The sequence below is a fragment of the Pedobacter jeongneungensis genome (assembly GCF_000633455.1).
GTDB lineage: Bacteria > Bacteroidota > Bacteroidia > Sphingobacteriales > Sphingobacteriaceae > Pedobacter > Pedobacter jeongneungensis_A.
Map to the genome: position 1 here is coordinate 32,618 of NZ_AYMG01000014.1, position 20,204 is coordinate 52,821.

At 38.0% G+C, this 20,204-nt stretch carries 19 protein-coding genes; 6 read left to right on the forward strand and 13 right to left on the reverse strand.

From position 1 onward, the window contains the following. Positions 1 to 50: 50 nt before the first annotated feature. Positions 51 to 1,874, reverse strand: a complete 1,824-nt coding sequence (locus tag U859_RS0113965; protein ID WP_025143979.1) for a tetratricopeptide repeat protein — start codon at positions 1,872 to 1,874, stop codon at positions 51 to 53. A 226-nt stretch (positions 1,875 to 2,100) separates the two neighbouring features. Here U859_RS0113965 and U859_RS0113970 point away from each other — a divergent pair, with 226 nt between their 5' ends. The 3 genes from U859_RS0113970 (at position 2,101) to U859_RS0113980 (ending at position 6,528) form a co-directional block, all read left to right on the forward strand. Further along, positions 2,101 to 3,984, forward strand: coding sequence for a S9 family peptidase (locus tag U859_RS0113970; protein ID WP_025143980.1), 1,884 nt, complete (start codon positions 2,101 to 2,103; stop codon positions 3,982 to 3,984). A gap of 2 nt (positions 3,985 to 3,986) precedes the next feature. Continuing rightward, positions 3,987 to 5,660 (forward strand): sensor histidine kinase, encoded by a 1,674-nt coding sequence (locus U859_RS0113975; protein ID WP_025143981.1) that lies wholly within the window; start codon positions 3,987 to 3,989, stop codon positions 5,658 to 5,660. A gap of 178 nt (positions 5,661 to 5,838) precedes the next feature. Next, a complete protein-coding gene (locus U859_RS0113980) occupies positions 5,839 to 6,528 on the forward strand; it encodes a response regulator transcription factor (RefSeq protein ID WP_025143982.1) in 690 nt (229 codons plus the stop codon). A 109-nt stretch (positions 6,529 to 6,637) separates the two neighbouring features. On the opposite strand, the gene U859_RS0113985 is transcribed toward U859_RS0113980, so the two are convergent. The 5 genes from U859_RS0113985 to U859_RS0114005 all read right to left on the reverse strand — a co-directional run bounded on the left by U859_RS0113985 (position 6,638) and on the right by U859_RS0114005 (position 12,178). Continuing rightward, complete coding sequence (locus U859_RS0113985) at positions 6,638 to 7,900, reverse strand: metallophosphoesterase (RefSeq protein WP_025143983.1); 1,263 nt, start codon at positions 7,898 to 7,900, stop codon at positions 6,638 to 6,640. A gap of 92 nt (positions 7,901 to 7,992) precedes the next feature. Beyond that, the gene (locus U859_RS0113990) at positions 7,993 to 9,480 is read right to left on the reverse strand and encodes a sigma 54-interacting transcriptional regulator (protein WP_025143984.1); all 1,488 of its coding nucleotides are present in this window, start codon (positions 9,478 to 9,480) and stop codon (positions 7,993 to 7,995) included. Between the two features lie 20 nt (positions 9,481 to 9,500). Continuing rightward, positions 9,501 to 9,794, reverse strand: a complete 294-nt coding sequence (locus U859_RS0113995) for a DUF3861 domain-containing protein (protein WP_025143985.1) — start codon at positions 9,792 to 9,794, stop codon at positions 9,501 to 9,503. A gap of 62 nt (positions 9,795 to 9,856) precedes the next feature. Then, on the reverse strand, positions 9,857 to 10,954 hold the full coding sequence (locus tag U859_RS0114000; protein ID WP_025143986.1) for a vWA domain-containing protein: 1,098 nt from the start codon (positions 10,952 to 10,954) through the stop codon (positions 9,857 to 9,859). A 345-nt stretch (positions 10,955 to 11,299) separates the two neighbouring features. Further along, positions 11,300 to 12,178 carry a carbohydrate kinase family protein gene (locus U859_RS0114005; RefSeq protein ID WP_025143987.1) on the reverse strand — a complete coding sequence of 293 codons (879 nt, stop codon included), beginning with the start codon at positions 12,176 to 12,178 and terminating at the stop codon, positions 11,300 to 11,302. Between the two features lie 94 nt (positions 12,179 to 12,272). Between U859_RS0114005 and U859_RS0114010 the strand changes: the two genes are divergently transcribed. Continuing rightward, positions 12,273 to 12,698 (forward strand): YybH family protein, encoded by a 426-nt coding sequence (locus U859_RS0114010; RefSeq protein WP_025143988.1) that lies wholly within the window; start codon positions 12,273 to 12,275, stop codon positions 12,696 to 12,698. A gap of 134 nt (positions 12,699 to 12,832) precedes the next feature. On the opposite strand, the gene U859_RS0114015 is transcribed toward U859_RS0114010, so the two are convergent. From U859_RS0114015 to hemW, 7 genes are all read right to left on the reverse strand, one after another. Next, complete coding sequence (locus U859_RS0114015) at positions 12,833 to 13,447, reverse strand: sugar O-acetyltransferase (RefSeq protein ID WP_025143989.1); 615 nt, start codon at positions 13,445 to 13,447, stop codon at positions 12,833 to 12,835. Between the two features lie 104 nt (positions 13,448 to 13,551). Then, positions 13,552 to 14,430 (reverse strand): cupin-like domain-containing protein, encoded by an 879-nt coding sequence (locus tag U859_RS0114020; protein ID WP_025143990.1) that lies wholly within the window; start codon positions 14,428 to 14,430, stop codon positions 13,552 to 13,554. A 126-nt stretch (positions 14,431 to 14,556) separates the two neighbouring features. Further along, the gene (locus U859_RS0114025; protein ID WP_025143991.1) at positions 14,557 to 15,342 is read right to left on the reverse strand and encodes a DUF3050 domain-containing protein; all 786 of its coding nucleotides are present in this window, start codon (positions 15,340 to 15,342) and stop codon (positions 14,557 to 14,559) included. 82 nt (positions 15,343 to 15,424) lie between these two features. Further along, positions 15,425 to 16,306 (reverse strand): cupin-like domain-containing protein, encoded by an 882-nt coding sequence (locus tag U859_RS0114030; protein ID WP_025143992.1) that lies wholly within the window; start codon positions 16,304 to 16,306, stop codon positions 15,425 to 15,427. Between the two features lie 203 nt (positions 16,307 to 16,509). Further along, the gene (locus U859_RS0114035) at positions 16,510 to 17,061 is read right to left on the reverse strand and encodes a fasciclin domain-containing protein (RefSeq protein WP_025143993.1); all 552 of its coding nucleotides are present in this window, start codon (positions 17,059 to 17,061) and stop codon (positions 16,510 to 16,512) included. Between the two features lie 307 nt (positions 17,062 to 17,368). After that, positions 17,369 to 18,151, reverse strand: coding sequence for an SDR family oxidoreductase (locus tag U859_RS0114040; protein WP_025143994.1), 783 nt, complete (start codon positions 18,149 to 18,151; stop codon positions 17,369 to 17,371). A 72-nt stretch (positions 18,152 to 18,223) separates the two neighbouring features. Beyond that, entirely contained in the window at positions 18,224 to 19,357 is a 1,134-nt protein-coding gene (hemW, locus tag U859_RS0114045) for a radical SAM family heme chaperone HemW (RefSeq protein WP_025143995.1), read from the reverse strand. Between the two features lie 192 nt (positions 19,358 to 19,549). On the opposite strand from hemW, the gene U859_RS0114050 reads away from it, so the two are divergent. Next, positions 19,550 to 20,008: a mobile mystery protein A gene (locus U859_RS0114050; protein WP_025143996.1), complete on the forward strand. Its 459-nt coding sequence runs from the start codon at positions 19,550 to 19,552 to the stop codon at positions 20,006 to 20,008. Beyond that, positions 19,999 to 20,181 (forward strand): hypothetical protein, encoded by a 183-nt coding sequence (locus U859_RS32210; protein WP_205314400.1) that lies wholly within the window; start codon positions 19,999 to 20,001, stop codon positions 20,179 to 20,181. Before U859_RS0114050 ends, U859_RS32210 begins: the two co-directional genes overlap by 10 nt. Positions 20,182 to 20,204 lie beyond the last annotated feature (23 nt).

Here is a 20,204-nt window from a genome sequence, read left to right on the forward strand (position 1 = left end):
ACCGATTAACCATTACGAATGAACTAATGACTAATGAACGACTGAACTAATCAAACCCCATCTCCCCTTAAATTCCTGAATCTTTTTCTCGCTTCAGCGCTGAACATGCTACCAGGATAATCTGTAATCAGTTTCTGGAAATATATTTTTGCCTGTGCAATATCATTCAACTTCTTTTCGTACAGATCTCCTAGTGTAAAAAGTGCATCATCTGTCCAGATCCCATCTTTAAATTCTTCCGTTACTTTTTTAAGGATATCGGCAGCTTTTTGAAAATCGTTCGCTTTAATAAAAATCCGTGCTTTACTCATCATAATGGCATCTGCCAAACTGTTTTGAGGATAGGCAATTGCGATGCTGTCCATTTTTTTTACCGCTTTTTCGGGCAGGTTTCTGAATAAAAGCATTTCTGCATCAGCATACATTTTTAAGGCATTGCTATCGGCAGGTGTCTGGATGTTATCACTGATCAATAAACTCAGGTTTAAGGCATCATTGGCAATCAGTTGAGAGGTAGCGGCCTTTAAAACCAAACATTGCCCATTACTATATTCGAAATTGCCCTGATAAAAAGAAAGTTTTGCGCTGCGGAAACGGGCTTCGTTACCTACGGGCTGCCCTTCGAACTGTTTGCTTACCTGTTCGTACACCAAAAATGCTTCCCATGGCTGGTTGGTTAGGATGTAAATATCACCTAAATCCAGTTTCAGCTGGCCAAGTTCCATCTCATTAATGCCTGGCATTTTAATCGCTTCTTCCAGCTCTTTTTCTGCTTTAGCGGGTTGGTTTAAATAATAAGCCTGCAGGTTGGCTAGTTTTTTAATCGCGAAAAGGGTATTTCTGTTTTTGCCGTTTTCTTCCAGTAAGGCCTCGTAATCTTTCGCCAGCAGATCAAGATTAGCAGCCGTGTATTTTCCGCTGGTACGCAGGTTATACCTGGTATTGAGCATCTCGATTTTTGATGGCAGGTAATATTGGCTATCCTTTCCTTTGGTCAGCAGGTAATCGTATGCTTTAATCGCCGTTTCATAAGCACCATTATCAACAAAAGTGTAAATGGCGTTAAATAGGGTACCACCATCTGCCTTGGTCCGTTTATCAAAAGCGATTAACTGGCGCAGGGCCATGTCAAATTCCTGTTGCTGGATGTAATTCCAGGTAAGTAACTGGATGTAAATTTCGGCATCGGGCTCTTTCTGTATTTTCTTTAATATAGCCGCCTGAAAAGTCTGGTAGTCGTTTTTATCTTCAAAAATAGATGATAATACGGCTTCGGCCTGTGGTAAGAGTTGTGGCATGGCAGCCATTGCATCCAGGTATTCCTGCATGAGCATGGGCTTATCTTTTTTGAAACGGTAAATGTTCAACAGTTCAAAAGTAAAAGCCTGGTCGTTGCCCAGTAGTTTTCTCCCTTGTTTAAAAGTTTGAACCGCAAAATCGTAATTTTCGAAACGGTAAAAACTGTTGGCTAAATTCCTGATCTTAAATTCTTCTTTTGGCAATTTGTCAATTACCTCATTAAAAATCTTATTGGCCGCCTGTGCATCACCTTTTTCCTGGTAAAGTTTGCCCAACGCGATAGGATAAAGTTCGCTTTGCGGATTTTTTTTAACCTCACGTTTTACCACTTTTTCGGCAACATCATAACGCTTTAATTTTAACAGCGTATTAAAATAAATGTCGAAATAAGCATCATTGTTAGGGATAGCATAAAGTTTTTCTAACAGTACAACCGCCTTTTCATAATCTCCATCCTGGTAATATTGAATGGCCAAAGTGCTTTCATCAGGCGCAACCTGTTGATTGGGACGGAAAACCTGCGCATCTGCCCCGAGTGTTAGCAATAAGAATATGATGAAAAGCAAGCGGTTCATAATCCTAAATTATAAGTTTTAAATGTAACATTTTAATACATCTTTAGCTAAAGCAGTTATAGATATAAAACGTATTTTAAATGTTACCTGTGTTTTATTTCTTGTAAATTTTATAAATACTAAATTGAGCAACAACTTATTATTATTTGCATAAGTAACATTGTTGGTGTAAATCGCTTAAAGTTGTTATGTTGCTTATTTTTGTCATCCGGTGAAGGATTTATTTATGCTGAAAAGGTTTTTTCTATTCTTAATGATCGTGTTGATCTGGGCCTGTAAGGGTTCAAACAGTGATACTATCCCTGTGGACGATTTTTTTAAAACACAGGATAAAGCCTATTACCGCATTTCTCCGGATGGCAAAAGCCTGTCGTATTTAAAACTCCAGGATAAAAAACTCGATCTTTTTGTGGAAGACCTCGCTACAGGAAATAGTGTTCAGCTTACCCATTTAAATGGAAAAAACATTAGTTTTCATTTCTGGACAAGCAATAATGAGCTGATTTATTACACAGAAGATGGATCTAAAGAGCGTAGATCTGATATTTTCGTCATCAATAAAGACGGAAGTAAGCAGGTTCAGTTAAGTGCCAATGAGAAAAACCGGTTGAGGGTAATAGAAGATCAGCTGATTGATGATAAATACATTATTGTGGCTTCCAACAAGCGCGATTCGACCGTTTTTGATGTATACCGCTTAAACGTACGTGATGGGAAAATGGATATTGCCGCTAAAAATCCGGGTAATATTACCAAGTGGATGACAGATAGCAAAGGTGTACTTAAAATTGCAGTTGCAAGTGATGGGGTGAATGAAACCTTAATGTACCGCGAAAACGAAAATCAGGCTTTTGCACCGGTAATTACCAATAATTTTGAGACTACCTTACAGCCTATAGCCTTTTCGGAAGACCAACCCAATGTACTGTATGCCATCTCCAGCGTTAACCGTGATAAGAACGCATTGGTAGCGCTTGATTTAAAAAGCGGAAAAGAAAAGCAGGTGCTTTTTGCCAACGATACCTTAAACGTAGTGGATGCAACCTATTCGCGTTTCCGGAAAAAAATGCTCTTCGCGACCTGCGAAACCTGGAAAAGGGAGAAATTTTACCTTGATGATAGTACCAAAGTGGCTTACTCGAGGATAGACAAACTTTTACCTGGTACCGAATGGGTAATTATGGATAAGGATAAAACGGATAAAGTGTTTGTAATACGCACCTTTACCGATAAAAATCCAGGTTCTTACTATTTATATACGGCTGTTGATAAAAGACTTAAAAAACTTACTGATGTGAGTCCTTCCATTAAACCGGAAGATATGAATGCCATGAAATCGGTCAGTTTCAAAAGCCGGGATAATTTAACCATTAATGGTTATTTAACCCTGCCTAAAAACAAAAAGGCCGTTAATTTACCAGTGGTGGTGCTTCCGCATAACGGGCCAAAATCAAGAAACAGTTGGGGTTATAATGCAGAGGTACAGTTTTTGGCCAATCGTGGTTATGCCGTTTTACAGGTAAATTATCGCGGTTCTACCGGTTATGGAAAATCATTTTATGCTGCGGGTTTTAAACAGTGGAGTGATAAAATACAGGAAGATGTAAATGACGGTGTAAAATGGCTTATTGCAGAAAAAATTGCCAATCCTAAAAAGATTGCCATTTATGGTAATGGTTTTGGAGGTTATATTGCATTAAATTGTTTGTATAAAAATCCTGATCTTTATAAATGTGGCGGATCAAATTCGGGCGTGATTAACCTGTTTAGTTACCTCAAAACTTTTCCTCCATTTTTAAAGGCCAAATTACAGATGTATTACGAAATTGTAGGCAATCCCATAACTGAAACCGATTATATGCGTTTTGCATCGCCTGTATTTCACGCAGACCGGTTTAAAGCACCTGTTTTTATTGCACAAAACCCTAAAGACCCAAGTGTTAATGTAGCAGAAGGCGTGCAGTTTATTAAAGAACTTAAAAAACGGAATGTTCAGGTTACCTATATCGAAAAAGAGGAAGGTCCCGATCCGGTAGTACGCCAGCAAAGCAGAACAGCCCTGTACAAAGCCTTAGAAGAGTTTTTAAACGAAAATCTAGGTAAGAAATAGGTATGGCCTTAGATAAGAAAAGCAGTTACCGTAAAAACTTCTCATTAGGTGTAACTTTCATTATACTCATTTCCATTCTTTTTATCCTGTCGCTTTTCCTTGCATTTAACTATAGCAAAAAATCGATAGAGAACGATTTTGTTTCCGAAAAGGTAAATGTGCTTGAGCAGAGTATTAAGCCATATAACGACTTCTTTCAGAACAAAATGCCCGAAATTTCTTATTATAATGGCTTTTTGGATTCTTCTACTGCATCGAAGTTTGTAGATACGGTGATGTTAAAATATCCCTTTATCTCAAAGGTTACTTTTTACGATACAGAGGTGAAAAACGTTGCTGTTAAAGATGGTATCAATGCGAATCATTTGGGTATTGGGCCTAAATCTATTTATCAGTTTGGTAAAGGGGTAAAGCCAGATTCGGTAAAACTATACTCAGAAGATGATACCCGCTCTTTTAACGTAGGGAGTGATTTTAATGCAATAGCTATCAAACTGGCCACTTTTGTCGAAGATCTCGATACGGCGTCGGTACCCACGCAAGAAGAATTGTTTACCAATTTTTCTATTGTAAACTCGAACGAAAATAAAATCACCTACCTTAATATTCCCCGTCGGGAAGATTTAAGGATTTATAAGGATATGATCAGGCGCAAGCTTAACCCTGCTCCGGTTTACCCTCAGGATATAATGGTTTTTAAGCTCGATGCACATAAAATAAAGATTGTTAATACCCGTCCCTTATTGTATCAAACCATCAGGATTGAGCCGCTTACTTACGATCCGATAGATACTTCTGATGAAAATATTACGACAGAAATTGCATTACCAGGAGCATTCTCTGATTTTAAGTTTTACCTGATTTCATCTAAATCTTACATCAAAAAAGAGATTTTTATTTACTTTATGCCAATTGCCCTGGTACTCTTACTGGTGTACGGCGTATTATTATTGGTGGCTTTTTTAATTTACCGTAACCTGAACATCAATAGCAAAATGTTTAAGCTCCAGTACGATTTTGTGAATAACCTTACTCATGAATTTAAAACGCCCGTAAGTGTGATTAAAATTGCTGGAAACAATATTAAAAGTGCTACAGCTTTAACCCAAAGAGAACAGCAGCTTTATGGTAAAATACTGGATGAAGAAGCAGATAAGTTAAATGGTTTAATGAACAAGCTGCTGGCCTTTACACAGATCGAAAATAAGGCAATCAAGCTGAATCATGAAGAGGTAAATATTGTTGATTTTATTGAAAGTACCATCGAATCGCATACTTTAAAACATCCCGATTTTAAAATGACCTATGAGGTATCGGGTTTTAAAACCTTTATTACCGATCCGGTGTTATTGGGGAGTTTGTTTGATAACCTGGCAGAGAACGCTTACAAATATTCCAAACCCGAACAAAAGAAACTGAATATCAGTGCAAAACTGATTAAAGGGGTACTTGTGTTTCGTTTTACCGATAAAGGCATCGGTATCGCATCATCAGAATTAAACAATATATTTAAGAAGTTTTTCAGGATACAGAATGAATATAATCAAATGGGGAGTGTTGGGCTGGGTTTGGCATTCTGCAAAGAACTGGTTAACTTTATGGAGGGAGAAATTACCGTAAAGAGCAAAGTAGGAAGCGGTACAGAGTTTAAAATTGTGCTGCCATATAATAGTTAAATTTAATAGTTGAAATGTTAAACGTTAAAAGGTTGGAATGTTGAACTTAACCTTAAAACATTAAAACTTTTCAACCTTACAAGAATAAAGAAGTTTAAAAGTTACACGTTAAAGGTTGGAATATTGAACCTTCAAACATTGCAGCGTTTCAACATTAAAACAGTAAAAAAACACATAAATGTCTAAAGAAGTAAAAATATTAATCGTAGAAGATGATGAGAATCTTCGCTTTCTTGTTGCTCACCGTTTAAAAGCTGAGGGCTATACTGTGCTTGAAGCAAATGATGGCGAAGCGGGTGAGAGAATGATTTTGGCCGATCAGCCCGATATTGTTTTATTGGACTGGATGATGCCGGGTAAACAGGGTGCCGAAGTTTGCGAAAATGTACGTAAACAGGGTTTCGAAAACCTGGTAATTATGATGACAGCCAAGGCACAGGATGTAGATAAAATTGATGCTTATAACTTTGGTGCATCTGATTATATCACCAAGCCATTTAATATGGATGTTTTGGTGGCCATGTTAGAGAGCAAGGTGAAGTTTATTGTTAATAAAGATTCTGCAGAGATTCACCGTTTTGGCAATATGGAACATCATCCAAACATCCATACTTTGTTTAGAGACGGAAAGAAAATCGAGTTAACCATATTGGAAAACCGTATCCTGCTTTATTTCCTGCGCAACCCAGGCAAAGTAATCAACCGTGATGAACTGATGTTGGTGGTTTGGGGCTACAACTCTGACGTAAATACCCGCACACTTGATATGCATATTGTACGCTTGCGTAAAAAGATCGAACTGAATCCAGACAATCCGCAGTTGTTACAAACCGTTAGGGGAGTAGGTTATCGCTTTAACGCGGGATAGAGATATTTATTGAATGAGGGAATTTGTGTGCCGTCAGATGTTACTATCTGACGGTAAGATATGTGTCAGATGGTAACATCTGACACCATTATTGGATTTTATCTGGTATCTAAGCCCTTTTTAAAGTAAATATCGTAATCTCAGGTAAAATGCCAACCCTACCCGGGTAGCCTAGAAAGCCATAGCCAACATTTACGTATAGCTGTTGTTTTTTCTCCTGGTACAATCCTGCCCATTCCTTATAGATGTATTGCACAGGGCTCCATTGATATTCTTTTAAACGTACACCAAACTGCATGCCGTGTGTGTGCCCGCTAAACATGGCATCTATTTGAGGGTATTTTTGTAAAACTTCTCCACGCCAGTGTGAAGGATCATGACTTAACAAAAGCTTAACCGGTAAATCATCTGTATTTTGAACAGCCAGTTCCATTTTTCCATATTTTGGAAAACGACCCATTCCCCAGTTTTCAATTCCTAAAATGCCGATTTCCTCTCCATCTACTTTTAACCTGCGGTTTTCGTTCATTAACAGGTCGTAACCCATTATTTTGTGTACATCAACCATATCTTTCAGGTTTTTTACTTTTGCAGGAGACGATTCCTTCCCAAAATAATAATCACCATAATCATGGTTTCCTAGCGATGAATATACGCCCAAAGGCGCCTTTACTTTCGAAAATATATCCTGGTAATCCCTTACTTCGTTGGTGAGGTTGTTTACTAAATCGCCGGTAAAAAAGATGAAATCAGGTTTTTCTCCCAATAACATTTCTACACCGCCTTTTACCGCTGTTTTATTATAAAAACTGCCTGAGTGAATATCAGAAATCTGCCCCATCGTAATCCCGTCAAAAGCTTTGGGCAGGTTAGGGAGGATTAAATTTACCCTTCGCACCTGATAATCGTAAGCGCCTGAAATTATTCCCCAGCTTAACGATGTTAGTGGAACAGCAGCGGCCACCAATCCGGCTTTAACCAAAAATTCTGACCTTGAAATCGGCTCTGCAGCTGTAGATTGTGCGGTTTGCGTTGTTGTTGAAACTCCAGTGGTTTTATTTTTTCTGAAAATTCTGATAAACAACCTGCGTAAATCATCCAATACCAAAAAGGGTAACATGGCCAGTTTGCAGGCTACCGTTAAAAAGAAAGCAACTAAAATAATGGCCCTTAATGTAAGAAAAAGATTAAGGTAAATGCCACAGAATACACCAATAATCAATAATGCGCTATAGGTCCAGTAAGCAATGCCAAATGCTTTTTTTGTGCCCGGTTTCCATTTTTTAAAAACAGCAATTATGGCTTTAAAGCAGTAAATATCAAATGCAATAATAAAAATGCAGGCGACAATAATAAAAGGTAATCTTCCCATTATATATTCGGGTTTGTAAATAAAAAAGCTTCGACAGATTCTTCTTTAGGGGAAGAATTTGTCAAAGCTAATCAAATTAGAGAAATTCAATATTATCTGAAATCGTCTTCATCCTCTTCTTCGTCGAATTCGGCGTTAAATAAACTGCCAAACATATCAGAAAAGCCGAAGCCACCATTTAAAAAGTTTTTGCTCAATTGCGAATATTCAGCCAGGCCATGTAATACAAACTCCATTAATAATAAAGTTTGGTTTTCACTTAATTTGGGATGGAATTTCTTTACCAGATCATACAAGCCTGGTACCAGCATCAATGCCTTTTTATATTGCGCATTGCTCAAAGTATCTGTAACATCAACATTATTGCCTTCGGTAAACCATTCGGTTACTTCGGTATAAGGGTTGGCTGTTTTGGTTTTTTTTGCTTTTTCCGGATCTGGGAAATACCGTGCAAACAGGGTTTTAACCGCTTTACCGATCAAAGTTGTGGCTACATGAGCTGGTCCTTCCAGTTCACCTTCGTAAACCAGTTCTATTTTACCGGTTATGGCTGGAATAATCCCGGCCAGATCTGATAAACGCACGAATGTGTTTTTCTCTCCTGCAATCAGCATCCTTCTTTCTGCAGTGCTGATTAAATTTTCGTAGGCAGAAATAGTTAGTCTTGCCGAAACGCCCGATTTTTGATCGATGTATTCACTTTTACGCGCTTCGAAAGCAATCTGTTCAATCAAATCTTTCAGCAGGCCATCAGCTTCGATATTGGCTTTTTGCTCGGCAGTAAGTTTTGCCTCCTGAAAAGTAATTTTACGCGAAATTTCGACCGTTTTAGGGTAGTGTGTTAAAATCTGACTTTCAATCCTGTCTTTCAATGGCGTAACGATACTTCCACGGTTGGTATAATCTTCAGGGTTTGCGGTAAATACAAACTGGATATCCAAAGGTAAACGCAATTTGAAACCACGGATTTGTATATCTTTTTCCTGTAACATGTTAAAGAGCGCTACCTGGATACGAGCCTGTAAATCGGGAAGCTCGTTAATTACGAAAATGCTGCGGTGAGCACGTGGAATTAAACCAAAGTGGATTACACGTTCATCGTTATAGGTTAACTTTAAAGTAGCGGCCTTAATCGGGTCAACATCGCCTATTAAATCGGCAACGGTAACATCTGGTGTGGCCAGTTTTTCGGTGTACCTTTCGCTGCGGTGCAACCAGGCAATTTCGGTATCGTCGCCTTTGGTGGCGATTTCATTTTTGGCGTACCATGAAATTGGGTTTAGCGGATCATCAAAGATCTCGCTTCCGGCAACGTAGGGCACATATTCATCCAATAAATTTACCATTAAGCGGGCAATACGCGTTTTTGCCTGTCCGCGTAAACCTAAAAGTAAAATATTATGACGTGATAAAATTGCGGTCTGTAATTCTGGAATAACCGTTTCATCGTAACCGATAATACCTTCAAATTCGGTTTTTTTATCGCGCAGCACTTTTATCAAATTTTCCCTCAGCTCTTCCTTAACGCTTCTTGATGTATAATTTGTAGCCTTTAACTGGCCTAATGTTGTATTTTGCATATATTGGATTATACTATTCTTTATTTACTCTTCAGTTTTTTCATAAACTCACCAATTGCGGGCTGTAGTTCTTTGAAAAGTTCAAGGTCTCTGTTTTTCAACACAACTTCTGTTAACATTTTCAAACCAATGGCAAATTCAGTACTCTGATTTTCATCTTCAAAAATGTTTTTGCTTTTTACAGCGTTTATAATGTTAAATATATTATCGTGATTATCAAACTCAAGTGTTAAAGGTGCATTGCTAATGTCTTCTTCTCTTGCTAAAGATATTTCTTCTAATGTTAACTTGTATTTATTTGTGCGTTTAGCCATGCTTAATTTATTTTGATACCCTTTTATCCACCAACTCGGGACTAAAGACTTTGGACTCCCGACTATTTCACCGTCTTACGTCTATTTTTAATGTAATCTTCAAAAATGTATTCGCCCAAGCCGTTTAATGAGCTGTAAAAAGCCCTCCCCCCATTAATTTCGGTAAACTGACGTACAAATTGCTGTAAATATGGATCCTTTGCAATCATAAACGTCGTAATCGGGATTTTTAAACGTTTACATTGCGCCGCCATGTTTAAGGTTTTGTTGATTACCTTTCTATCCAAACCCATGCTGTTTTTATAGTATTTGCCATTTTCTTTCAGGCAGGTTGGTTTCCCATCCGTAATCATGAAAATCTGTTTGTTGTGGGTTTTTCTGCGACGAAGCAAATCTGCAGCAAGTTCTAAACCTGCATAAGTATTGGTGTGGTAAGGTCCAACCTGTAAATACGGCAAATCTTTCACACTGATCGGCCAGGCATCATTTCCAAAAACAACAATATCCAAAGTATCTTTCGGGTATTTAGTTTTAATCAGCTCGGCCAGGGCCATTGCAACTTTTTTAGCAGGTGTAATCCGGTCTTCACCGTACAATATCATCGAGTGCGAAATGTCGATCATCAATACCGTAGAAGTTAGGGTTTTAAAATCTTTTTCCTCTACCTCTAAATCGCGGTCGGTTAATGTAAAATCACCAATTCCGTGGTTAATCTGCGCATTTTGGATAGAAGCCGTCATGTCGATCTGGTCCAAACTATCGCCAAAACTATACTCGCGCCTATCCGCATTTTTCTCTTCACCAATACCCGATTGGTTACTATTGTGATTACCACGTCCAGATTTCTTCAGTTTCCCGAAAATTTCGTCCAATGCAGATTTTCGGATCGTCTGTTCCGTTTTGGCTGTAATCTTAAATTCTCCCGATTTGTTATCTTCAGTAAGATAACCTTTGTCTTTCAGGTCGTCGATAAAATTACCGATACCATAATCGTTATTGGTTAACTTATATTGTTTGTCGAGCTCGTTCAGCCAGCTTAAAGCCTCTGCTGCATCTCCTGCTGTATAATTTAGCAGTTCGCTAAATAATTTCAGCAACTCATCGAACCCACCCTTTGGCGCATCGCCCGGCTTATAATCAGAAAAACGAAAACCTCTCATGTGCTTGTATTAACGATTTATCGAAGATAAAAGTTTCGCTTTGTATTAATTTAAGCGCGGTGTCATATTTGGAGCCAAGAAGAAAGGTAAAAGCTGAAAGACCAAAGCATAGTTAAATTGGAAACTGCCAACTGAAAACTGCCAACTGTCAACTGCCAAACTGATTAGGGCATTCCCCAATCCCGTGAAATACGGGAAAGGGTCTGGCTTTTCAGGGCTACGCTTCGCTTCGGTACCGATGAAGGATCGGTACTAAACCCTTACAATCCCTAACGCAAAACCCATCGTTTAAAAAATAAATCTAACAGACCTTATAGGTTTCAAAAACCTATAAGGTCTGGGTCTTTAAAGCGCCATATGGTAAATTTTTTTATTATATTCTGGGTTTGCACCTGGCTGTGAGGCTACAAATGCACCAACCTTACAGGCATTATCCAAGGTGGTTTCCATAGGGTAGCCTTGCAGGTAGCAGGCAATAAATGTAGCTAAGAAAGCATCACCTGCACCAACCGTATCAGCTACCTGAACTTTGTAACCAGCATGTTTAAACAATTTGCCTTCTTTTAAAACACAGGCACCCTTATCGCCAAGTGTCAGGCAGATGATTTCGATATTAAACTGACTTGAAAGCTGTTTTAAAAGTTGCTCATCCGTACTTCCTGTTAAACCGAACGATTCTTTTACCCAAATAATTTCGTCCTCATTTATTTTTAAGATATCAGCTTTTGCCAAAAGTTCGCCAATTAATTCTTTCTCGTAAAATGGAGCGCGAAGATTGATGTCGAATATTTTGGTTTTTGCATGGTCTAAAAGCTCGAGGATAGTTTTTTTAGATTTTTCCTCCCTGCAGGTTAAGCTACAATACACCAGAGCATCGGCCTGTTTTACCGCAGTTATATTTTCTTCGGTAATTTTAATGGCATCCCAGGCCACAGGCTGTTTAATGGTATAAGTGGCCTGATGTTGCTCATCCAGCTGAACCACAACGGTACTGGTGGGTAATTCATTATTCACCTGGATTAAATCCGTTGCAAAATGATTGCTGGCTAAAAAATTGAGGAGCTCTTTGCCGTTATCATCATCGCCAACAGCACTAATGAAACTGCTTTCTATACTTTGTTTGTGTAAATTAAGCGCAACGTTCATACTCGAACCGCCAGCTTTTTTCCCCTCGGGGAAAACGTCCCAAAGTATTTCGCCAATTGTAATTACTTTATTTTGCATGGTAGATTGATAAAAAATGTAAATAAACAATTTTTACCGATGGAACGAAATAATTTGTTTCATATCTTTAATTTTTACCAAAATTGTAATAATCATGAAAAAAATACTCTTTATTGCCTTGCTTTTAGTCTCATTTGGCACCTATGCTCAAAATGCAAAAGATAAACAAGCGATACTCGATCTGCTTGAAAAACAACGTACCGATTGGAACAAAGGCGATGTTGAAGCTTTTATGCAAGGATACGAAAAATCAGATAGTTTACTTTTTGTAGGTAAAAGCGGACCAACCTACGGTTGGCAAAAAACATTGGATAATTATAAAAAAGGTTATCCGGATAAATCTGCCATGGGCTTTTTGGTGTTTGGGATAAAAAAGGTCGATTTTCTGAAACCTGATCTTGCCTTTGTATTGGGCAGCTGGAATGTAAAACGCGAAAAAGATGAATTAAAAGGATATTTTACCCTTTTGATCAAAAAAATAAAAGGAGAGTGGAAGGTGATTGTTGATCATAGCAGTTAGGGATGGAAGATAAATAGTCCTCGTTTGTAACGAGGATTCGCGAGAACAGCATTTTTAATGCTGTAAAAGCAATTTAAAGGCGATAAAATCGCCTTTCTCATACATCCCCGTTGCAAACGGGGACGATGATTGGTTTATTCGCCTAATTTAAAATCCTTATAGTAATAATCCTTATCAGCATCTGTTAACTGGCGGATTACCCTGCATGGGTTTCCTGCTGCGAAAACATTATCTGGAATATCCCTGGTTACGATACTGCCTGATCCTATAACCACATTCGATCCGATTTTTACGCCGGGGTTAATCACTACATTTCCTCCGATCCACACGCTATTGCCAATGGTCACTTCCTGTGCCCATTCATACTCCTGATCCCTCAAGTATGCGTGAATGGGATGACCAGCCGTGTAGATGGCTACGTTTGGCGCTATAAAAACGCTGTTACCAATGCTGACCTTAGCGCAATCTAAAATAACCAGGTTGAAGTTTGCATAAAAATTATCGCCAATTTCGATATTATACCCATAATCGCACCTAAACGGGGGCTCTATATAAAACATTCGCTCTGTTTTTCCAAAAAGCCTTTTAAGTAATTCTTTCCGCTGTTTAATAAATTTTGGTGCGAGGTTATTAAATTCAAAAACGATTTCACGGGCTTTTAATCTTTCTTTCGAAAGTTCTTCGCCACCAGCCTGATAAGCTTTGCCTGCAAGCATTTTTTGTTTTTCGGTAAGTGTGTTGATATCCATTTGTGATCTGATTTTTTTATTTGCACTAAATGTTATTCACAATAATAACAAAAAACGGGACTATCGTTACCGATGCCCCGTTGTATTTTAATTTTTTTTAATTTTTATGGTTTGCCGTTTGCTAAAGCCTTTTCAGCAATTTTAACAGCTTTTTTCTCTCTCCAGTGAGCATATTTTTCTTTGAAAGTCATTTTAATTAAACTATCAATCGCACCATGGGTAAATAAACTCCAAACACTTGCCACTTTTCGGGTAATCGATTGATCCCATGCCCTTAAGCTTAAAGAGAACGAGCCATCCAGATATTTCATCCAATGCCACATACCAGTTGGCATAAATAAGGTATCGCCATGCTCTAAGAAAACTTCATAACCCTCAACACCATTTAGCGCAGGGAATTTTTCGAAATCAGGATTGGCAACATCATAATCTTCCAAAGCATAAGTTGCATTGGGTAAGCAATACAACCTATCTTTCCATTTATTGTCAAATAAAACAATGTGTTTTCTGCCACCAAAGTGAGTATGGAAAATGTGTGGCAAATCGATATCGTAATGCAAAAAGGTTACCGAGTTAGAACCTCCAAAAAACATGGCCGGCATGCTCTCAATAAAACCGCCCATTAAATCTTTCGGGATTTTTACATCATTGATTAAGCTAGGCACTTTTTTAAACAGGTTGAAAAAGAAAATCCTTAATTCAGTAGGCTCACGTTTGATCAGGTCAAGATAATCGCCAAATTTCATGTGTGCAGTAGCCGCATTAATTGGTTTTGACGGATCAGCTTTAGAGTTATCGTAAAGAGGAACCTCTAGGTCGCCGCCAATTTCTTTTAAATATTCGGTCGTCCATTTTTCTCTCGCTGGCCAATCTTTGGTAAGGCCCCTGATGACTAACGGACGTTTGGTTTTCAAATAATTTTTCTTAAAATCTTCAGGAGTGATATTCTCAACAATATCAACAGGTTTTAAAATGAAACTCATGCGCTTAAATCGGTTATTTGTGCCGAACAACAAATGTGTAAATTTTATTTTACAAAATTGATGTTAACAGGTAAATGTGACTAAAATCACGTAATCTAAATTAGCAAATACTTAACAATTTAATAATTACGCTTCAACTTTATTTTTAACAATTCCGGCATAAGCAGCATCCCAAAGGTCGATCCTTTTTTGTAAGGCCTGTTTTGTAGTTTCTTCCGCCTCGGCCCAAAATGCTTCCTCTTTTTCGCAGAGTTTCTCTGTCATGGAGAGTGCCAAATGGCTATGGTGATCGCCATCTACTTCGATGTGACGTTCCAGATAATATTTAAAAATCGATACCTTATCGGCCTGGGTGCTGTTCAAATCATTTACCATGCTGTAAAACATGTTTGGGATCAAATCTTCGCGGCCAAATGTAAAACTGGCTGCTTGTAAATGTGTTTTACCACTGTTAATGGTTTCGAATGTAGCATTCACGAAATCTTTGGCAGCAGCAGGTACATTGGCTATGTCAAACGCTTCATTAAAACTTTTACCGCTTTTTAACGCGTTTAAAAAATCATTGATGGGCTTTGTATTTGCCCCACATTGATCCATGGCATCTAAATATAACTCAAAATGGCTTTTAATGGCACCACTTGCATCCACATCCGATTCTTCTCCAGCAACAATTTCGTTGATCAACTGTCTGGTAACCGGATCACCAACCGGGAACCACGGTAAGCTGGTGCAGGTAAGGTTAATCTGTAAAGCCTTAAGCAGCGACATAAAATCCCAAACGGCAAAAATATGGTGTTCCATAAAAACCCGAAGATCTTCTAATTCACTAATCGCTGAATAAACTTTATGGTTAATAATTTGCTGCTTAAGCGGCGTGATGCTTTCTTGTATTTTTATAATGTTAGGATGCATATTTGGGTTTGGTGTTTGGAGTGTTGAGTTTGGAGTCCAAACCTCATCATCCTGTTTAATCGTTCGCTTCTATTCTTTTTGCTTACTTGGGTAAATTTTTTTCTAACGCTTTACTTGCTCTCTTAACCGCAAGTTCTTCTTTCCAGTGCATGTACTTTTCACGATAGTTTGCTTTCATAAAGTCGTCAAATTTACGCTGTAAAGTTAAGTTATACAAGCTTTTTGCTTTTACAGCCCAGCTTTTGTCCCATGCCCTCAGGCTAATAGAGAAAGATCCATCCAGGTATTTCATCCAATGCCAATAGCCTGTAGGCATAAATAAGGTATCGCCATGCTCTAAATAGGCCTCCACTCCTTTAACGCCTTTTAATGCCGGGAATTTATCAAAATCAGGATTTTCTACATCATAATCTTCCAGTGCATAAGTGGCATAAGGAATCTGGTACAAACGTTCTTTCCATTTATAATCAAACAGAATAACGTGTTTACGGCCATTAAAGTGCGTGTGGAAAATGTGGGCCAGATCAATATCGTAATGCAGGAAGGTAACAGAGCCCTTACCGCCAAAAAACATATTTGGGTAGCTGTCTAAAAAACCGCCCATTAAATCTTTTGGCGCGATATAATCTTTCAGTAATTTTGGGGCAAACTTTATCGGATCGAATAAAAAAATACGCAAATCCGTAGGTGTATCTTTAATCAGGTCGATATAATCGCCAAATTTCATTTCGGCAGCAGAAGCATTTATTGGTTTAGATGGATCGGCTTTCGAACTATCGTAAAGTGGAACAGTTTTATCCCCAACAACATCCTTCATGTATTCCATCGTCCATTTCTGGTAGGCCGGCCACTTCCTGGCCATATTTTTTATTACCAGAGGTTTGCGGGGTTTAAGGTAGTTCAGCTCGAAATCTGATTTAGATATGTCTTCAACTACATCTATCGGAGATAAATTGAATTTCATGTTAAATAACTATTAATGCAGCAAAATTAAATAGTTAAAAAACAGCAAGCATTAGAAATGGAAAAACTTGAAAAAAAACTGACAATTCATCAAAAAAAGTCAGATGGTATGAACTAAGAATGATAAGAGAATAATTTAGCTAAAACAAAAACGTTCCGGCAAAAGCCGGAACGTTTCAAGTTGATCATAAGGATAATGATATGTTATTTAGGCATTAAAACGGTATCAACCACATGGATTACACCATTTTTTTGATAAACATCTGCAATAGTTACAGTGCTCATTCCACCTTTTTCATCTTTTAAAACCAGTTTTTTACCTTCCATCCAGGCCCAAAGTTTGCCACCTTGTACAGTTGTTAATTCTGCTTTGCCACCACCGGCTTTAATTGCTTTTGCGATTGCTTTGCTGTCCATTTTACCGGCAACAACGTGGTAAGTTAAAATTTTGGTAAGGGTTGCTTTGTTTTCTGGTTTAACCAAATTGTCTACAGTTCCGGCAGGAAGTTTGTCAAAAGCTGCATTGGTTGGAGCGAAAACGGTGAAGGGACCAGCACCTTTTAAAGTTTCTACCAAACCTGCTGCTTTAACTGCTGCAACCAAGGTAGTGTGGTCTTTAGAATTTACTGCATTATCAACAATGTCTTTAGTTGAATACATGGCCGCGCCGCCAACCATTGGATTTTTTTGAGCGTAAACTTGTGTCGTAAATGCCATTGTAATTACGGCAAAAACTGATAGGATTAAATTTTTCATTATTTCTAATTTTTAAGTTTCTGTTATTTGATTCCATTTACGACGGCTTACAGATACTTGGTTTTTAGAAATTGAAATTATTATTTAATTTATTGATTATTAGGTCTTTAATTTTTTATTTTAGAAAGGTGCTGTAGTAGTTCTTAGGGGAGAGCATTCCCGCTTTTCGCTAAATCTTTTGGCTGTTCTTCGACTACGCTCAGAATGACAGCCAAAAGGATACCGCTACAATCGGGTTTAGGTATTTGCGTTCATCCTTAAGTCGCATTCTTTATAACATCGCTAGTCACGCTTAACGCCCCCCCATCTAGTTCACCTTCGCAGTTCTCAATTTCTTAGAGAAAATCTTAGGGAAAAAGCGTTTCAGTAATACCGCTTTTGTTTCCTTTCCGCCAATGTAAACCTCTTCTTTTTTGCTGTTGATAGCCTGTACTATTTGTTTGGCACAATCGGCAGGACTCATCGCATTTTCATGTGCATCGCCCATCATATTTAATGGTTTTCCATCTGCTGTTAGGGCATTATAGGTTACATTGGTTTTAATAAACCCCGGGCAAATTATGGTGATGTCGATGTTTTTATCATAAATTTCCGATCGGAGGGAATCGAAATATCCATGTAGTGCATGTTTCGATGCTGCATAGGTAGAACGGAACTTTGTGCCGAATTTGCCAACCAAACTACTGATTACGGCAATTTGTCCGCCGCCATTGGCTATCATCAAGGGTAAAACTGCTTTGCTTAGTACAACCGTTCCCCAAAAATTGGTATCCATAATCTGCTGTTCCGTTTGCAGGTTGGTTTCTAAGGCCAAACTCCGCTGACTTACCCCTCCGCTATTGATCAGTAGATCTATCTTCCCGAAAATACGGATGGCATCAGCGGCTTTATTTTTCAGCGTTTCGGTTTCACTTAAATCGAATGGTAAAACATGCACATTAAATGAGTTTTGGCAGTTTCCTTTAACACGGAACAGTTCATCGCGGTTTCTTCCCGAAATAATCAGTTTGTTGCCCGCTTTAAAATATTCATATACCAGGGCCTCGCCAATACCTGATGATGCACCTGTTATCCATACAATTTTTGACATAAATATATATTTATTGAATTATAGAGTGATTGAATAATGGATTTATACAAAAGCATTTAATCATTCTCTAATTTAATCATTGTCAACAATAAACAATTCTGAAGCAATATGATCGGCAAATAATTTTCCATTCTGGCTTAGCCGGATTTTATCTCCATCTGTAACCAGCCAATCTTTATCCTCAAAATTTTTAAGATTGTATTGCGTTTCTTCTAAAAAATCTTTCCCGAAATCGGCATTTATTTTCTGCAGGTCAGTTCCCCACATGGTTCTGAGCGAGGTCATTACATATTCATTAAACCTATCGTTCAAACTCAGTTCTTCAACCATTTCAGGGAGTTTATTCTTGGCCAAAGTTTCCATATATAAGGCGTTATTTGCAGGGTTCATATACCTGTTCTGGCCGTTAAAGCCATGCGCTGAGGGGCCAATACCTAAATAATCTATACCTTTCCAATAATTGGTGTTATGTATGGCGTAATGGTTGGGTTTGGCAAAATTAGAAATCTCGTAATGTTCAAAGCCAGCCTCAACCAGTTTCTCCATTAAAATTACAAACTGTGCAGCGCTCTGGTTGTCGCTAACCGGACTTTGCTTTTTGTTTTTAATGGCATGGGCCAAAGCTGTTCTGGGCTCAACTGTTAAAGCATAAGCCGAAATATGCGGTACCTCCAGTTCAATCGCCTTTTGTATATTGCTAAGCCACTTTTGATCGGTAAGTAAAGGATAGCCGTAAATTAAATCCAGTGTCAGGTTTTCAAAACCTGCATCCTGGCTTCTCTTGATACAATCTTCAGCTTCCTTAGCCTGGTGCGCCCTGTTCATCCAGATCAGGTCCTCATCATAAAAAGACTGTATACCCACACTAAAGCGGTTAACAGGCAGTTGTTTAAGCTCTTTTAGTTTTTGAGGCGTTAAATCATCAGGATTGGTTTCGATGGTGATCTCTGCATTTGCATCAACCGAAAAAGTATGGTTAATGGCGTCGAAAATCTTTTGCAGAGCCGTCTCAGATAAAATAGATGGGGTGCCACCACCCAAGTAGATGCTTCCAACCTGGCCCGTAATCCGGTCTTTTTTCATTTTAATTTCCTTGCAAATAGCCTCAACCATTTCATCAGCGAATTTTAGCGAAGTGCTGAAATGGAAATCGCAATAATGACAGGCCTTTTTGCAGAAGGGAATATGGATATAGATACCAGACATTTTGCAAAGATACTGAAGTTAAATTTTCTTTATTGTCATAATATGTGATCAGTGATTGAGTCATTTAAAATTTTAATTAAGCTGCTTAATTACATTAAGTAAAGTAATAGCTTTACTTTTTAGTTGTTTAAGTAAAGTAATAGCTTTACTTTTGTATTGTTTAAATAAAGTAATAGCTTTACTTTTTATGTTATGGGAAAAAAATCACTAATGCTGCAACAGTTAAATGGTAAACTTTTAAATTTTGCACCTCTGAGCAAAATTGCAATCCCACCAAGTGGTTGGATTAAAGCGATCCGGAATACCCTAGGCATGTCTATGCAGCAATTGGCTAATAAATTATCGATAAGTAAACAAGGAGTTTTAGACATAGAAAAAAGAGAGGCCGATGGTTCAATTACCATAAAGTCTCTTAGGGAGCTGGGTAGGGTTTTAGATATGGAACTGGTTTACGGTTTTGTGCCTAAAGATGGGTCATTAGAGGCAATGATTGAAAAAAAGTCAAATGAATTGGCTACAAAAATTGTGCTTCGTACCTCGAATACGATGCAATTAGAAGATCAGGGTAATTCTAAAGAAAGGATTGAGAAGGCTATAAAAGAAAGGACTGAAGAAATTAAAAACGAACTGCCTAAGGTTTTATGGGATTAGATTTGAACTATATTGATGGGCAAACCCCTTTGGATGAAGAAGAGAAAGAAGGTTTGCTCATTTCTACTATTGCAACCAGAGAAGAACTCGATGAATTTGAGCAACAAAATATCGAAGAAGCTATAAAATGGACGCTAGGCAAGAAGTTTAAACCTGAAAAAATTATTAACTGAGGCTTTTATTAAAGATATACATA

What these genes read in the sequence shown, in the direction of transcription:
- U859_RS0113965 (WP_025143979.1), bottom strand. Translation starts at nt 1,874, where the DNA reads ATGAACCGCTTGCTTTTCATCATATTCTTATTGCTAACACTCGGGGCA.
- U859_RS0113970 (WP_025143980.1), top strand. Translation starts at nt 2,101, where the DNA reads ATGCTGAAAAGGTTTTTTCTATTCTTAATGATCGTGTTGATCTGGGCC.
- U859_RS0113975 (WP_025143981.1), top strand. Translation starts at nt 3,987, where the DNA reads ATGGCCTTAGATAAGAAAAGCAGTTACCGTAAAAACTTCTCATTAGGT.
- U859_RS0113980 (WP_025143982.1), top strand. Translation starts at nt 5,839, where the DNA reads ATGTCTAAAGAAGTAAAAATATTAATCGTAGAAGATGATGAGAATCTT.
- U859_RS0113985 (WP_025143983.1), bottom strand. Translation starts at nt 7,900, where the DNA reads ATGGGAAGATTACCTTTTATTATTGTCGCCTGCATTTTTATTATTGCA.
- U859_RS0113990 (WP_025143984.1), bottom strand. Translation starts at nt 9,480, where the DNA reads ATGCAAAATACAACATTAGGCCAGTTAAAGGCTACAAATTATACATCA.
- U859_RS0113995 (WP_025143985.1), bottom strand. Translation starts at nt 9,794, where the DNA reads ATGGCTAAACGCACAAATAAATACAAGTTAACATTAGAAGAAATATCT.
- U859_RS0114000 (WP_025143986.1), bottom strand. Translation starts at nt 10,954, where the DNA reads ATGAGAGGTTTTCGTTTTTCTGATTATAAGCCGGGCGATGCGCCAAAG.
- U859_RS0114005 (WP_025143987.1), bottom strand. Translation starts at nt 12,178, where the DNA reads ATGCAAAATAAAGTAATTACAATTGGCGAAATACTTTGGGACGTTTTC.
- U859_RS0114010 (WP_025143988.1), top strand. Translation starts at nt 12,273, where the DNA reads ATGAAAAAAATACTCTTTATTGCCTTGCTTTTAGTCTCATTTGGCACC.
- U859_RS0114015 (WP_025143989.1), bottom strand. Translation starts at nt 13,447, where the DNA reads ATGGATATCAACACACTTACCGAAAAACAAAAAATGCTTGCAGGCAAA.
- U859_RS0114020 (WP_025143990.1), bottom strand. Translation starts at nt 14,430, where the DNA reads ATGAGTTTCATTTTAAAACCTGTTGATATTGTTGAGAATATCACTCCT.
- U859_RS0114025 (WP_025143991.1), bottom strand. Translation starts at nt 15,342, where the DNA reads ATGCATCCTAACATTATAAAAATACAAGAAAGCATCACGCCGCTTAAG.
- U859_RS0114030 (WP_025143992.1), bottom strand. Translation starts at nt 16,306, where the DNA reads ATGAAATTCAATTTATCTCCGATAGATGTAGTTGAAGACATATCTAAA.
- U859_RS0114035 (WP_025143993.1), bottom strand. Translation starts at nt 17,061, where the DNA reads ATGAAAAATTTAATCCTATCAGTTTTTGCCGTAATTACAATGGCATTT.
- U859_RS0114040 (WP_025143994.1), bottom strand. Translation starts at nt 18,151, where the DNA reads ATGTCAAAAATTGTATGGATAACAGGTGCATCATCAGGTATTGGCGAG.
- hemW (WP_025143995.1), bottom strand. Translation starts at nt 19,357, where the DNA reads ATGTCTGGTATCTATATCCATATTCCCTTCTGCAAAAAGGCCTGTCAT.
- U859_RS0114050 (WP_025143996.1), top strand. Translation starts at nt 19,550, where the DNA reads ATGGGAAAAAAATCACTAATGCTGCAACAGTTAAATGGTAAACTTTTA.
- U859_RS32210 (WP_205314400.1), top strand. Translation starts at nt 19,999, where the DNA reads ATGGGATTAGATTTGAACTATATTGATGGGCAAACCCCTTTGGATGAA.